Raw genomic sequence first — 14001 nt, forward strand, 5'->3', positions numbered from 1 at the left:
CATAGCGCGCTTAGTTGACGGCGACGATTTTCACCATCATTTCCCCGCCCGGCGTCTGTACCGTCACTTCATCGCCGACGCGGCGGCCAAGAAGCGACTTCGCGATCGGCGAGTCGTTGGAAATTTTCCCTTCGAACGGATCCGCTTCCGCGCTGCCGACGATCGTGTACGTCTCCTCTTCCCCGTCCGGCAGTTCAATAAACGTCACTGATTTGCCAAGCGAGACCACATCCGGGTTTTCCGTATCTTCTTCGATAATGACGGCGTTGCGAATCATGTTTTCAAGCATTTGAATGCGCGACTCGACAAACGCCTGCTCGTCTTTCGCTGCGTCGTACTCCGAATTTTCCGACAGATCCCCGAACCCGCGCGCAATCTTAATGCGTTCGACCACTTCTTTGCGCTTGACCGTTTTTAAATACTCCAGCTCTTGTTCCAGTTTCTCTTTTCCCTCTTTCGTCATCGGATACTGCTTTTCATTCGCCATTCATCTCACTCCTCTATCTTCTGCGTTATGTAAAACGTACGAACAGAAAAACAGCTGTTCGTACGCTTACTTGTTATATAATATATTGTTTTGTCTCTGTTATGTTATTATAAAACTGATTTTTGTTCAAGAACCGTGCGAATTTTTGCGACCATTAAATCGATGGCAACGGTGTTGTGCCCGCCTTCCGGAATGATGACATCGGCATAACGCTTCGTCGGTTCGACAAACTGGTTGTGCATCGGCCGCACGACGGACAAATATTGTTCGATCACCGAGTCAAACGTGCGGCCGCGCTCTTTCACATCGCGAAGGAGGCGGCGGATGATGCGGATGTCCGGATCGGTGTCGACGTACACTTTAATATCCATTAAGTCGCGAAGCCGCTCATCTTCTAGCACAAGAATGCCTTCGACGATGATCACCTCTTTCGGCTCCACGCGGATGACCTCACGGGAGCGGGTGTGAAGCGTATAGTCATACACCGGCTTGTCGATCGGCTCGTAGCGAAGCAGCTTATGAATATGTTCAATCAACAAGTCGTTGTCAAACGCCAGCGGATGGTCGTAGTTCGTCTTCAGCCGCTCTTCAAATGGGAGATGGCTTTGGTCTTTGTAATAAAAATCTTGCTCCAAGACAAGGATCGAACGGTCGCCGAAATGGTCGTAAATCGCGCGGGCGACGCTCGTCTTCCCGGAGCCGGAACCGCCGGCAACGCCGATGACAACGGGCTTCTTCCCCATCGTCTAATTCTCCTTTCTCATCATGTTGTACGGGAAGAGTGGCCGTTTCACTTTCATCTTGACGATTTGCAGCGGATGGCGCGCCGCATCGAGTTCGTTGCCCTCTTCATCCCAGATCGTTTCAATCACTTGGGTAAAGTTGTCGATTTCCGGGCCGAAAAATTCGACCTCGTCGCCGGGCCGGAAATGGTTGCGCTGCTGAATGGTGGCGATGCCCGTCTCCGGGTCGTAATCCAGCACTAAGCCGGCAAACTCGTGCGTCGGTTTTCGGCTGTGGGTGCCGTACATATGGTTCGTATGGTCGGGAAAGCCGGCAAAAAACGACGGTGCCGTCTCGCGGTTGGCGCATTTGTCGAGCTCGCGCACCCACTCGTCGCGAATCGTAAAATGGTCAGGATCAGCGCAGTACGCGTCGATCACTTTCCGGTAGACGCTGACAACCGTCGCCACGTAATGAATCGATTTCATCCGCCCTTCAATTTTCAAGCTGTCGACGCCAAGTTCAATCATCGCCGGAATGGCGCGGATCAAGTTCAAGTCTTTCGCGCTCATGGCAAACGGGGCGTCGCCTTCGGAAAACAGCGGGATTTCCCGGCCGTCAGACAGCTGGTATAAATCGTAATCCCAGCGGCACGACTGGCAGCACCCGCCGCGGTTGGAGTCGCGCGCCGTCATATGGTTGCTCAACACGCAGCGACCGGAATAGGCGGAACACATCGCCCCATGGATGAACGCCTCGATTTCAATATCGACGTTCTCTTTGATTTGGCGAATTTCTTCGGCGCTCACTTCGCGAGCGAGCACGACCCGCTCGAGCCCTTCCTCTTTCCAAAATTGGACCGCTTTCCAGTTGGTGAGCGACTGCTGGGTGCTTAAATGCACTTCAAGCTTCGGCGCCACCCGGCGCGCCGTTTCGATAATGAGCGGATCGGCGACGATGATGCCGGAAACGCCGGCCTCCTCTAACGCCCGCAAATAGTCGTCAAGACCGGGAATGTTTTCATTATGGGCGTAAATGTTGGCGGTGACGTACACCTTCGCCCCGTACCGGTTGGCAAATTCCACCCCTTCGCGAATCTCCTCGATCGTAAAGTTGTCAGCATTCGCGCGCAAGCTGTACTCTTGACCGCCGATAAAGACGGCGTCCGCCCCGTAGTGGACGGCGATTTTCAGCTTTTCCAAGTTGCCGGCCGGCGCCAGCAGCTCCGGCTTTTTCACGATGACGCGCTTGCCGTCAACGATCTCGGAGATGCGGTCATTTTTTACAAGCATGACGCGTCCCTCCTTTTCTCAATAAATGGTTTCCTTGAAGAAAAATCCGGTGTCGATGCGGCGGTGCGGCGGCTGAAGCGCTTCAACGGCCGCCAGCAGCTCCTCTTTTTCCCGCTCGTAACGCTCGCGGTCTTCCGTACATAAATCGATGGCGCGGCGGTACAGCTTCGTCACTTCCGTAATGTAGTCCGCGGTGTGCAGGACGCCGTCGATTTTGAAGCTGTCAATGCCGGCTTCCACCATATCGCCCAGTTCGTCAATGATGCAAAGATCGTTCGGGCTCATAATGTGTGTGCCGTTTTCGTCTTCAAAAATCGGGTATTTATAGTCGCGCTCTTTGTCATACAGGAACATCCCTTTTTCGTACTTTTTCCGTTCGATTTCCATCACTTTTCCTTGATACTCAAAATAGTTGCCAATCAGCGAACGTTTCGACTGGTACATGCACGTCATGCCGTGCACTTGCACTTCAATTTCCACTTCAGCATGGGCTTTGATTTCCAAAATGGCGTCCATGTTCAGCTCGCGCGCCAAGACGGCGCGTTTCGCTCCTTTTCGCCCCCAGTAGTTGCACGCATACCAGTTCGTCGCTGTCGTCTCCGTGCTCCAGTGGAGGTTCATGTGCGGCGCCGTTTCCCGGACGGTCAAGAGCACCGCGGGATCACCGAAGACGATGGCATCGGCGCCGACTTCAGCTAAAAACGCCACGTAGTCGGCAAGCTCGTCCACTTTGTCGTTATGAAAAAGGGCGTTCATCGCCACATACACGTTCATGCCGCGCCGGTGGGCCGTTTCAACAGCCGCGGCCACATCCGAACGGGAAAACTCGCCGGCGAGCCGCAAGCCATAGCGCTGCTCACCGATGATGATGGCGTCCGCCCCGGCTTCCGCCAGTTCATCAATATGGGAAACGCTCGTCGGCGTGACGAGCAATTCCGGTTTTTTCATTTTCTCGTTCACCTCATTTTTTTCGATATCGCGAGCCCATCGCCGACCGGAATGATGACGGTGTCATAATCGCCCCGGGCCATCAGCCACTCATTATAGCGGCGAATTTTTTGGGCGAGGTTCCAAAGCCGCTTATTGTCCGCGGGCGTTTCGGCGGCGACAAGCCCTTTAAACAGCACGTTGTCGGTAATGACGAGGCCGCCTTCAGCGAGAAACGGCTCATAGAGCGTAAAAAAGCGCTCATATTGCCCTTTGGCGGCATCGATCACCAACGCGTCAAACGGCGCGGCCGACGCCACCTTCTCCATCACCGTCAAGGCGTCGCCCCACACCGCTTCAATTCGCTGGGCGCAATCGGTCTTTTCCATATAAAAACGGGCGCGCTCATACCGCTCCCGGTCTTTTTCTATCGTTACAATGTGCGCCTCCGGCAGCGCTTTTGCCATCCGGATCGCCGAATAGCCGATCGCCGTGCCGATTTCTAAAATGCGGCGCGGCCTCGCGAGCTTGAGCACGAACAACATCGTTTCGATGCTCACCGAATCCATGATCGGCACCCGCTGTTCGCGGGCTTCGCGCTCAATCTGTTCCACATCCGCATCCAACGCCGGCCGCAGCCGCTGCAAATACGAAACGACCTCATCAGTCAGCAAACGGAACCCTCCTTGCCATCAACAAGCGGAAAAGCGCCCGCCCCGTCGCGAAAATAAAGCAGCGAACGTCGGGCTTGTGCTCCTTGCCATCAACAAACGGAAAAGCGCCCGCCCCGGGCCAAGCGGCGGCCCGAGGTGCTGCGCCCATCCGTTCCAAATAAGAGCCGCTACCGGACCCTTATCGTTCCCTGTTCAACTTTCTTTATCTTACCATAACTCGGCGGAAAAGCGAAACCGTTTCGCCTAACTCGCCAGCAACTTCCGTTTTGCACTATCGTTTCCCAATATGCTTCGCCTTTTCCCGGTTGTGCTCGGCCAGCGTTTTCGTGAAAATGACATCGCCTGCGGGGGTGGCTAAAAAATACAAATAATCGGTTTGCGCCGGCTCAAGCGCCGCTTCAATCGACATCGCGCCTGCGTTGGCGATCGGCCCCGGCGGCAGCCCTTTATGAAGGTACGTATTGTATGGCGAATCAACTTTTAAATCTTTGTAAAACACGCGCGCTTTATGTTTGCCAAGCGCGTATAAAACCGTCGGATCGGTTTGCAGCGGCATGCCTAGGCGCAGCCGATTGTAAAAGACGCTGGCGATTTTTTTGCGGTCGGCTTTTTCTGTCGCCTCCTCTTCGATCAGAGAGGAAAGCGTCAGCAGCTGGTGCGGCGACAGCTTCCGTTCCCCTCTTTCCTCTTCGTACGAAGCAAGCACCGCTGCCGTTTTGGCGACCATCGTTTCAATGATCTCAGAAAGCGGCGGCTTTTTGTCAGCAAATACATAGGTAGCTGGAAATAAATAACCTTCCAGCGGATAACGAACGTTCGGATGGAATACGTCTTTCGTTATGACACGCGGATACTTTTTCATTAACTGCTCGATGTACGCGCGGTCGTTCAGCTGCTTCATGACGTCTTCTTTTTTGTATCCCGTTCGCGCGGCGATGAGATCGGCAATCTGTACAAGCTGCGACCCTTCGGGGATCGTCAATTTCAAACCGATTTTCAACGATTTCCCCGTTTGCAGCAGCGCTATGATGCGCGTCATCGGCATGGCCCGCGTCAGTTCGTACTCTCCGGCTTGAAACCCGGACTCGCGTTTCCAACGGACATAAAGCCGAAACACGCTAGCGCTTCGAATGAGCCGTTTTTGTTCGAGCCGCTCTGCGATTTCTGTCGCCGATGAACCGACAGGAATCGAGACATGAACCGGAGTGTGATCATGAGGATCGACCGGCTTGAGCGCCAAGCGAATATATAGAAAGCTGCCGGCACTGATCAACACAACCAACGCCAGCAAAACGCTGCCTGCGATCAACATCCGTTTTCGCCCACGCCGCCCCTCGTTCCCTGTCCAATGCTTTTCCCCCATAGCGCACCTCCTTTCCCGTCCATCGGTCATATTATACTACAAGTTTTTGCATCTCTCGCCCTTTTTTCCGACAAAAAAGCGGCCGCCTTTAGGCAGCCGCTTCGGATCATTCCTCTTCATCTTCTTGTTCAGCACAAAACGTGTTCCACACTTCTTCGATCATATCCCACTCTTCTTCCGTTTCAATCGGAAGCAGTTCCCCTTCTTGATTTTCGTCAGCAGGGATAAACGCCGACACGTGCACTTCCGTTTCGCCGTTTTCATCTTCCGCTTCCTTGCTGACCGGATAGTAAAACACGTACGATTTCCCGAAATCATCGGATTTAAACGTAAACAAAATTTCACAGAGCTGTTCGTTGCCTTGTTCGTCGACAACGGTAATATGGCGGTCTCCATGTTCCATTGTGATTGGCCTCCCCTTCATCGTTTCCTATCCAAGTACGATTGCAAAATGACGGCCGCCGCCATTTTGTCGATCACTTTCCGCCGTTTTTTCCGGCTGACATCGGCAGCGATCAGCATCCGTTCGGCGGCCATCGTCGACAGCCGTTCGTCCCAAAGCACGACCGGCAAAGAAAACTCCTCGCGCAGCTTGGCGGCGAACCGCTCGCTCGCTTCGGCGCGCGGCCCGAGCGTGCCGTTCATGTTTTTCGGCCAGCCGACAACGATCGCATCGACGCCATATTCGTCGATGATGGCGCGCAGCCGCTTTAAGCCGTAGTCGCCGCGCTCTTCGTCGATGGCGATCGTCTCCAAGGCTTGAGCCGTCCAGCCAAGCTCGTCGCTGATCGCCACGCCGAGCGTTTTCGTGCCGAGATCCAGTCCTAACGTTCGCATCGGTCAGTCCTTTCGTTGCCCCTGTAAATAGAATTTCACCAATTCCTCGATTAATTCGTCGCGCTCGATTTTGCGGATGAGGGCGCGCGCGTCGTTATGGCGCGGGATGTAAGCCGGATCGCCGGACAACAAGTAGCCGACAATTTGGTTGATCGGGTTGTAGCCTTTTTCTTGCAAAGCCTCATACACCGTCAGCAGCACTTCGCGAACGTTCGTTTCGGCCGGCTCTTCCGGAAAATGAAACTGCATCGTTTGATCAAACGAGCTCACCGTCTCCACCTCGCTCTTGATTCGGGCCATTCCTCCATCTTACATCCATTGTACACGATCCGCGCCATTTAGGAAATGGATTTGACCCACGTTTCGACGTAATCAAGCGCTGCCCCGACTTTGTCCGCGTCCTTTCCTCCGGCCTGCGCCATATCCGGGCGTCCGCCCCCCCCGCCGCCGCAGCGGGAAGCCACTTCTTTGACGAGCTTGCCGGCGTGATATCCTTTTTTCACTAAGTCATCGGTCACCGCAGCGATCAATTGGACTTTGCCGCCTTGCACCGCCGCCAACACGATGATTGCCGTGCCGAGTTTTTGCTTCAAATCGTCGGCCATCGCCCGCAATTGGTTCATGTCGTTCGCCTGCACTTTCGCCGCCAGCACCGGCACGCCGCCGACGTCTTTGACTTGGCGGGCGAGGTGCTCCGCTTCCATACGGGCAAGGCGAGCGGCAAGCGATTCGTTTTCGCGCTCGAGCTCTTTCAGTTCGGCAAACAGTCCGTCAAGACGGGCATTCAATTCTTTCGGGCTTGTTTTCAATTTTTGCGCCGCCTCTTGCAAAATGGCGAGCTGTTCGGTCATCAAACGGTACGCCGCCTCTCCGGTCACCGCTTCAATCCGGCGCGTGCCGGCGCCGATGCCGGATTCGGAGACGATTTTAAACAGCCCGATGGCCGCTGTATTCGGCACATGGCAGCCGCCGCACAGCTCGAGGCTGTAGTCGCCAACTTTCACGACGCGGACAATGTCGCCGTATTTTTCGCCAAACAGCGCCATCGCGCCCATCGCTTTCGCTTCCTCAAGCGGTTTATAGAAAATGTCAACTGGGGTACTCTTCCAAATTTGTTCATTGACGATCGCCTCGATGCGCTCGAGCTCGTCCGGCTTCACTTGGCCAAAATGGGTGAAGTCAAAGCGCAGCCGATCCGGAGCGACGAGCGACCCCGCTTGGTTGACATGGCGGCCGAGCACGTCTTTTAACGCTTGATGAAGCAAATGGGTCGCCGTATGGTTTTTCACGATGCGCGCCCGCTTCGCCTCATCAACGCGCGCCGTATAGCGGGCTCCTTTTTTCACCGCGCCGCGCTCGACGACAATCGAGTGAAGGTGCTGGCCGTTCGGCGCTTTTTGCACATCTTTGACGACCGCTCTCCCGGTCTCGCTTTCAAATACGCCTTGGTCGGCGACTTGACCGCCGCTTTCGGCGTAAAACGGCGTGACGTCGACGATGATTTGCGCCTCTTCACCGGCTTTCACTTCCTCGACAAGCCGTCCGTCTTTAACGATGGCGAGGACCGTCGACGAGGCAACAAGCTCATCGTAGCCGACAAACCGGCTTTCGTCTTTCAAATCGCCGAGCACGCCGCCTTGCACTTGCATCGAATCGACGTCTTGGCGAGCGGCGCGGGCCCGTTCGCGCTGGCGCTCCATCTCGCGCTCAAAACCGGCGTGATCGACCGTCATTCCTGCCTCGGCGGCGTACTCTTCCGTCAGCTCGAGCGGGAAGCCGTACGTATCATACAAGCGAAACGCCTCTTCCCCCGGAAGGACGGTGCTTCCTTGCGCTTTCGCCTTTTCGATCACTTCCGCCAAAATGGCGAGCCCCTCATGAAGCGTTTCGTGGAACCGCTCTTCTTCCGTGCGGATGACGCGAGCGATAAAATCGGCTTTTTCTTTCACTTCCGGATAGTAGTCGTGCATAATTTCGCCGACAACCGGCACGAGCTCGTACATAAACGGGCGGTCAATGCCGATTTGTTTCGCGTAGCGCACCGCGCGGCGGAGCAGACGGCGCAATACATAGCCGCGCCCTTCGTTCGACGGCAGCGCCCCGTCGCCAATCGCAAACGTCACGGCGCGAATATGGTCGGCGATCACCTTAAAGGCGACGTCTTTGTCCGGATCGTCGCCATACCGCTCGCCGGCGATTCGTTCGGTAGCGCGGATGATCGGCAAGAACAAGTCGGTTTCAAAGTTCGTCGGCACGTCCTGCAAAATCGAGCACATCCGCTCCAACCCCATGCCGGTGTCGATGTTTTTCTTCGGCAGCGGCGTGTACGTGCCGTCCGGGTTATGGTTGAACTGTGAAAACACTAAGTTCCATACTTCCAAATAGCGGTCGTTTTCCCCGCCCGGGTACAGCTCCGGATCGTTCGGATCGTTGCCGAACGCCTCGCCGCGGTCGTAGAAAATTTCCGTGTTCGGACCGCTCGGGCCTTCGCCGATGTCCCAGAAGTTTCCTTCGAGGCGGATGATCCGTTCTTCCGGCAGGCCGATTTCGTTATGCCAAATGTTGTACGCTTCCTCGTCCTCCGGATGGACGGTGACGGACAGCCGTTCCGGATCAAAACCGATCCACTTTTCGCTCGTTAAAAACTCCCACGCCCAGTGGATCGCTTCCCGCTTGAAGTAATCGCCGATCGAAAAGTTGCCGAGCATTTCAAAAAACGTATGGTGGCGCGCGGTTTTCCCGACGTTTTCGATATCGTTGGTGCGGATCGATTTTTGCGCATTGCAAATGCGCGGATTCTCGGGAACGATGCGCCCGTCAAAGTATTTTTTCAACGTCGCGACGCCGCTGTTGATCCATAACAATGACGGATCGTCGACAGGAATGAGCGAAGCGCTCGGTTCAACCGCATGGCCTTTTTCTTGGAAAAACTGCAAAAACATGCGCCGCACTTCGGCAGATGTCAGCTTTTTCATGATGATCCTCCCCTTTCGCCTTTTTATATAAAAAAACTCCCATCCCCTGCAGGGACGAGAGTTGTGCTCGCGGTACCACCCTGTTTATGGGCGAAAAACGCCCATCACCTCTTTGGCCGTAACGCAGCCTTGCGTCAGGTTTTGCCTGCGCTCCGGATTAGCCTTCTGTTGCCCTTCATCTGGAATTTCTTTCAGCCGCGGAAATTCCTCTCTGTGCGCGAGCCCGCGCGTTAAGATGGACTGCAACATACTCGATCCGTCATCGCGTTATGTATTCGCTTTTACATTGAAAAATTATAGACAAGCACCGCTCGTTTGTCAATGCAAGGCATAGCGCTCCTTCCAATGGATGATGGCCACTTTCAGCACCGCCGCCGTCGGAACGGCAAGAATGAGGCCGAGCACGCCGGCAAGCTCACCGCCGGCAAACAGCGCGAGCATAATGACAAGCGGATGCATGTGCACGCTTTTGCCGACGATCAGCGGCGACAACACGTTGCCTTCTAAAAACTGCAAAGCGAAAATGATGGCCAGCACCACCAAGACCATTTTGAGCGATACGGTCGCCGCTAAAATGGCGGCCGGAATGGCGCCGATCAGCGGCCCGAAATACGGAATGATATTCGTCATCCCGATGATGAGCCCAAGCAAAAGCGGATAGTCCATGCCGGCAAGCCACAATCCGAGCGCCGCGGCCGAACCGATCGCCGCGCAGACAAAGAGCTGGCCGCGGATGTAGCCGCCGAGCGACTCGTCAACGTCTTGTAAAAACGCCAGCCCCGGTTCGCGCCACCGCTTTGGCGTCAAATACCAAACGGCTTTTTTCAGCACCTCGACGTCCTTGAGCATGTAAAACACAATAAACGGGATCAGCACGAACGTCGCCGCCGAGCTGATCAGCGATTTCATGGCGCGAATCGCCATCTCGACAGCGGAGGCGGCCGCCTGCTCCAGCTCAGCGAGCATCGTTTCCACCCGCGTATGCACTTCCATCGGCCATGTCGATGTTTCATCGTGAATGTGGCGCACCCATTGGCGATATGTATTCATCAGCGAGGGCAGCTGTTCGTCCAACGCGCGCAGCTGGGCGATCAAAACCGGAATGCCGCGGTACAAGCCGTAGCCGACCGAGCCAAAAAACAGCAAATAAATGAGCAAAATGGCAAGCGCCCGCGGCACCCCTTTGCCATGAAGATATTCAACGAGCGGGTGCAGCAAATACGTGATAAACGCCGCCAGCAAAAACGGCGTCAACACCGTGGCGGCAAAATCGATCACCGGCCACCAAACGCTTTTCATCCGGACGATTAAATAGACGATCGCCGTCACCAACAGCCATTTGCCGATGCGGAAGAACGACTGCCATTGTTGCTCCCCCATCACCACACCTCCTACCGTTTAGTGTAGGGGATGCGGGCGGGAATATGCCTTTAGCGCTTTAGCACTATTTGACAATCACAAAGCACCGCCCCCGCGCAAGGCGAGGGCGGCAACGCCGTCAGCGGATCGCCTGCATCAAGCGGCGGCGCATTTTTCGCATCGTGCGCCCGTTCATCCAGTTGTTGCGCTGGGCCAACTGATACGCGGCGACACCTAACCCGACAGCCAACAGCGATGTCATCGTCCGGTTCATGACTGTCCCCCCCTAAAGTTGAATCGTGCGCTCATAATCGTCGAACAAATCATCGAGAGAGCTTAACGTCCCGTCCTCCTCCACTTGATGGACATGAATGACTCCTTTCGAGACGGAAAGCTCGATGAAACAATCCCAGCAATAATATTGGTTGACGCCGATTTTTCCTAAATTTTTTCGTTTGCAGTTCGGGCAAATGAGCACCGACAGCCACTCTCCTTACTTTGTTGTGTCCACCATCACAACCCCTTCTTTCGCCGTGAACGGGGCAAGCTGCATTCGCTTCTTTCCTTCTGTCAAATCGGAAAAAAATCCCTCACTGATCTCGTATCCATCAATTCTGCCCAATTGCCCGTCGAAATATACATCATCTAGCAATCCGATCGTCGTCCCGTCGGCGGCGACAACCATGCTGCCGGCGATGCCTCGTTCACCGTAAAGAGAGTGGCCGCTGTCAGAGGAAGGCAAGGGCTGGAAACTTCGCGCGTCGTCGATGAGCATTCGATCGTTTTGCAGCGCTCGCACGGCCGCAAGCGGCAAATAGCGGCGGCGGCCAAACAAGCCGCGCTGTTGTGCAACAAACCCTTGCACCGTGCCGTGGCTGGTAAACCAAACATCCGCGATCGTTCCGACGTTTTTCCCTGTCGCTTGTTCGTAAATGGGAAGACCTTTCATGTCGGAAAACGTTCGCATCGCTCTCCCACCTTTCCAGCCACCTTTAGCTTGACTCATCGCTCATAAAGTCATACGGCGTAACGTTTTCCATTCCGACGTTCGCATCCTCAAGCGGCAGTTCGACTTCGACAACCGGCGCCATCGCCGCCGTCAGCTTTTCCGCCAGCGCCGTCCGCCGCACCCCGTCGCTCTGCTTGGCGACGCCAGCCCGAAACGCTTCCTCTTCGCCGCATAAAATCAAAAATTGTTTGCTTCTTGTCACCGCCGTATACAGCAAGTTCCGCTTCAACATCCGATAGTAGCTTTTCACGACGGGCAAAATGACGATAGGGAATTCGCTTCCTTGCGCTTTATGCACAGAGCAGCAATACGCATGGGTGATTTGCGACAGCTCTTGCCGGGTGTAGGTCACTTCCACGCCGTCAAACGAGACAACGAGCAAGTCTTGCTTGTCGGTGTTCTCTTTCGCGTAAAAAATGGCAACGACTTCGCCGATATCGCCGTTAAACACGTTGTCTTCCGGCTGATTGACGAGCTGAAGCACCTTGTCGCCGACGCGGTACACCACCTCGCCGGCCGCCAGTTCCCGCTTCCCGGCGGATGGCGGATTGAAGAGCTCTTGAAGCGCTTTATTGAGCCGATCAATGCCGGCCGGGCCTCGGTACATCGGGGCGAGCACTTGAATATCTTTGACCGAAAAGCCTTTTTTTCGCGCATTGTCCGCGATTTGCCGGACGACATCCACGACTTGGCCGGCGCGGCAGCGAATAAACGAGCGATCCGCCTTTGGCGCGGTCAAATCGGGCGGCACGGCGCCGCGCTTTACCTCATGAGCGAGCTCGATGATCGACGAGCCTTCCACCTGACGGTACACGTCTGTCAGCCGCACCGAAGGAACGACGCCGGACTCGAGCAAATCTTTCAGCACTTGGCCGGGCCCGACGGATGGCAGCTGGTCTTCATCGCCGACCAGCACGACTTGCATGCCGTTTGGCACCGCTTTGAACAGCTGATTAGCCAGCCATGTGTCGACCATCGACATTTCATCGATGACAAGCAGCTTGCCGGCAAGCGGTTCATGTTCATCGCGGCTGAACCCTTCCACTCCGTTCCAACCGAGCAGCCGATGAATCGTCGCCGCCGGCAGGCCGGTCGCCTCGCTCATCCGCTTGGCCGCCCGTCCGGTCGGGGCGGCGAGCACGACCGGGAACGGCTCACCTTGTTGGTAGCGGGCCGGATCTAACGATAAGCCGTTAAGAGCGGCGAACAGCTCGACAATCCCTTTGATGACCGTTGTTTTTCCCGTGCCCGGACCGCCGGTTAAAATGAACAACGGGGAGGAAAGCGCCCGCTGAATCGCCTCTTTTTGCTGGGGCGCGTACTGCATGCCAAGCCGCTCTTCAAGCGCCCCGAGCGCCAGCAAAAACTCCGATTCCGCAAACGGCACCGCCGTTTGCCGGAGCAGCCGCTTGACGTTGGAAACGATGCCTTTTTCGGCAAAGTAAAGCGACGGGAGATAACAACGGCCTTGCTCAACGACCAGTTTTCCTTCTTCACTCAACATCAGCAGCGTCCGTTGAATGGCTTGTCCGTCGACCGCCCCGCTCGGCCGGCCATCCAGCAGTTCAGCAATGCGGCCGACCAGCTCTTCCTCGGCCATGTACACATGCCCTTCCTGCAGGCAAACTTGCTCGAGGACAAACAAGGAAGCGGCGCGCAGCCGAGCCGGGTGGCTTCCGGAAATGCCGAGCTGCCGCCCAAGCTCATCGGCGCGACCGAACCCGATCCCCTCAATGTCTTCGACGAGCTGATACGGATTGGCTTGGATGATTTCGATCGCTTCCTCGCCGTACGCTTGGTAAATTTTCATGGCCAGCTGGGGGCCGAAGCCGAGCTGAGCAAGGGTGATCATCGTCTGCTCAAGCCCTTCGTGGGCGCGGAGCGTTTCATACAGCTGCTTGGCCTTTTGTTTGGACAGTTTCGGAATGCGCTCGAGCGCCGCTGGATCGCGCAAAATCACGGCAATCGCCTGCTCGCCGAGCGCTTCGGCGATGGCTGCAGCCGTTTTTTTGCCGATCCCTTTAAACAAGCCGCTTGATAAATACTGAATGATTCCTTCTTTCGTGTTGGGAAGCTGTTTGCGGAACTGGCTCGCCGCATACTGGCGGCCAAAGCGCGGATGATGGCGGAATTGACCATAAAACACATAAACGTCTCCCTCGCTGACCCGCGGGAAATGGCCGGTGACGATCACTTCCTCTTCAACCGGCGCTTCGTTCGTTTCCTCAACGCGAATGCGGACAACGGTGTAAAGCGTTTCTTCATTATGGAAAATGACGGATATGCACGTTCCTTTAATAAAGGTGCACCCCTCAATGGCCAGCGTTTGCTGCTCTTGCAACAGCCATCCCCTGC

At 55.5% G+C, this 14001-nt stretch carries 15 protein-coding genes and 1 other annotated feature; all 15 genes read right to left on the bottom strand.

Annotated features, from left to right (window positions below; all coding sequences use genetic code 11):
• Nucleotides 1-10: 10 nt before the first annotated feature.
• Entirely contained in the window at nt 11-487 is a 477-nt protein-coding gene (greA, locus tag GC56T2_RS12455; protein WP_033018034.1) for a transcription elongation factor GreA, read from the bottom strand.
• A 107-nt stretch (nt 488-594) separates the two neighbouring features.
• The gene (gene udk, locus GC56T2_RS12460) at nt 595-1230 is read right to left on the bottom strand and encodes a uridine kinase (protein WP_144975591.1); all 636 of its coding nucleotides are present in this window, start codon (nt 1228-1230) and stop codon (nt 595-597) included.
• A 3-nt stretch (nt 1231-1233) separates the two neighbouring features.
• Nucleotides 1234-2502, bottom strand: coding sequence for a peptidase U32 family protein (locus tag GC56T2_RS12465; protein WP_144975593.1), 1269 nt, complete (start codon nt 2500-2502; stop codon nt 1234-1236).
• An 18-nt stretch (nt 2503-2520) separates the two neighbouring features.
• Nucleotides 2521-3450 (bottom strand): peptidase U32 family protein, encoded by a 930-nt coding sequence (locus GC56T2_RS12470; protein WP_144975595.1) that lies wholly within the window; start codon nt 3448-3450, stop codon nt 2521-2523.
• 8 nt (nt 3451-3458) lie between these two features.
• Nucleotides 3459-4103, bottom strand: a complete 645-nt coding sequence (locus GC56T2_RS12475) for an O-methyltransferase (protein WP_144975597.1) — start codon at nt 4101-4103, stop codon at nt 3459-3461.
• Nucleotides 4104-4374: 271 nt separating this feature from the next.
• Entirely contained in the window at nt 4375-5466 is a 1092-nt protein-coding gene (gene mltG, locus GC56T2_RS12480) for an endolytic transglycosylase MltG (protein WP_144975599.1), read from the bottom strand.
• Between the two features lie 106 nt (nt 5467-5572).
• Nucleotides 5573-5869, bottom strand: a complete 297-nt coding sequence (locus GC56T2_RS12485) for a DUF1292 domain-containing protein (RefSeq protein ID WP_144975601.1) — start codon at nt 5867-5869, stop codon at nt 5573-5575.
• A gap of 17 nt (nt 5870-5886) precedes the next feature.
• On the bottom strand, nt 5887-6303 hold the full coding sequence (ruvX, locus tag GC56T2_RS12490) for a Holliday junction resolvase RuvX (RefSeq protein WP_144975603.1): 417 nt from the start codon (nt 6301-6303) through the stop codon (nt 5887-5889).
• A 3-nt stretch (nt 6304-6306) separates the two neighbouring features.
• The gene (locus GC56T2_RS12495) at nt 6307-6573 is read right to left on the bottom strand and encodes an IreB family regulatory phosphoprotein (RefSeq protein ID WP_033018096.1); all 267 of its coding nucleotides are present in this window, start codon (nt 6571-6573) and stop codon (nt 6307-6309) included.
• A gap of 68 nt (nt 6574-6641) precedes the next feature.
• Entirely contained in the window at nt 6642-9278 is a 2637-nt protein-coding gene (gene alaS / locus GC56T2_RS12500; RefSeq protein WP_144975605.1) for an alanine--tRNA ligase, read from the bottom strand.
• Nucleotides 9279-9325: 47 nt separating this feature from the next.
• Nucleotides 9326-9550, bottom strand: a binding site (T-box leader).
• Between the two features lie 46 nt (nt 9551-9596).
• Nucleotides 9597-10658, bottom strand: a complete 1062-nt coding sequence (locus GC56T2_RS12505; protein ID WP_144975607.1) for an AI-2E family transporter — start codon at nt 10656-10658, stop codon at nt 9597-9599.
• 118 nt (nt 10659-10776) lie between these two features.
• Nucleotides 10777-10911 (bottom strand): YrzQ family protein, encoded by a 135-nt coding sequence (locus GC56T2_RS12510; RefSeq protein WP_081897240.1) that lies wholly within the window; start codon nt 10909-10911, stop codon nt 10777-10779.
• Nucleotides 10912-10923: 12 nt separating this feature from the next.
• Nucleotides 10924-11115 (bottom strand): hypothetical protein, encoded by a 192-nt coding sequence (locus GC56T2_RS12515; RefSeq protein ID WP_033018049.1) that lies wholly within the window; start codon nt 11113-11115, stop codon nt 10924-10926.
• Nucleotides 11116-11130: 15 nt separating this feature from the next.
• Nucleotides 11131-11604: a PRC-barrel domain-containing protein gene (locus GC56T2_RS12520; RefSeq protein ID WP_144975609.1), complete on the bottom strand. Its 474-nt coding sequence runs from the start codon at nt 11602-11604 to the stop codon at nt 11131-11133.
• Nucleotides 11605-11629: 25 nt separating this feature from the next.
• Nucleotides 11630-13987, bottom strand: a complete 2358-nt coding sequence (recD2, locus tag GC56T2_RS12525) for an SF1B family DNA helicase RecD2 (RefSeq protein WP_144975611.1) — start codon at nt 13985-13987, stop codon at nt 11630-11632.
• Between the last annotated feature and the right edge of the window lie 14 nt (nt 13988-14001).

The organism is Geobacillus sp. C56-T2, assembly GCF_007829715.1.
In the GTDB taxonomy this organism is placed as follows: domain Bacteria; phylum Bacillota; class Bacilli; order Bacillales; family Anoxybacillaceae; genus Geobacillus; species Geobacillus icigianus.

Excerpts from the sequence above, each read along its gene's own strand:
- mltG (WP_144975599.1), bottom strand. The coding sequence starts at position 5,466 with ATGGGGGAAAAGCATTGGACAGGGAACGAGGGGCGGCGTGGGCGAAAA.
- GC56T2_RS12505 (WP_144975607.1), bottom strand. The coding sequence starts at position 10,658 with ATGGGGGAGCAACAATGGCAGTCGTTCTTCCGCATCGGCAAATGGCTG.
- GC56T2_RS12470 (WP_144975595.1), bottom strand. The coding sequence starts at position 3,450 with ATGAAAAAACCGGAATTGCTCGTCACGCCGACGAGCGTTTCCCATATT.
- greA (WP_033018034.1), bottom strand. The coding sequence starts at position 487 with ATGGCGAATGAAAAGCAGTATCCGATGACGAAAGAGGGAAAAGAGAAA.
- GC56T2_RS12510 (WP_081897240.1), bottom strand. The coding sequence starts at position 10,911 with ATGAACCGGACGATGACATCGCTGTTGGCTGTCGGGTTAGGTGTCGCC.
- alaS (WP_144975605.1), bottom strand. The coding sequence starts at position 9,278 with ATGAAAAAGCTGACATCTGCCGAAGTGCGGCGCATGTTTTTGCAGTTT.
- GC56T2_RS12520 (WP_144975609.1), bottom strand. The coding sequence starts at position 11,604 with ATGCGAACGTTTTCCGACATGAAAGGTCTTCCCATTTACGAACAAGCG.
- ruvX (WP_144975603.1), bottom strand. The coding sequence starts at position 6,303 with ATGCGAACGTTAGGACTGGATCTCGGCACGAAAACGCTCGGCGTGGCG.
- GC56T2_RS12485 (WP_144975601.1), bottom strand. The coding sequence starts at position 5,869 with ATGGAACATGGAGACCGCCATATTACCGTTGTCGACGAACAAGGCAAC.
- GC56T2_RS12465 (WP_144975593.1), bottom strand. The coding sequence starts at position 2,502 with ATGCTTGTAAAAAATGACCGCATCTCCGAGATCGTTGACGGCAAGCGC.
- udk (WP_144975591.1), bottom strand. The coding sequence starts at position 1,230 with ATGGGGAAGAAGCCCGTTGTCATCGGCGTTGCCGGCGGTTCCGGCTCC.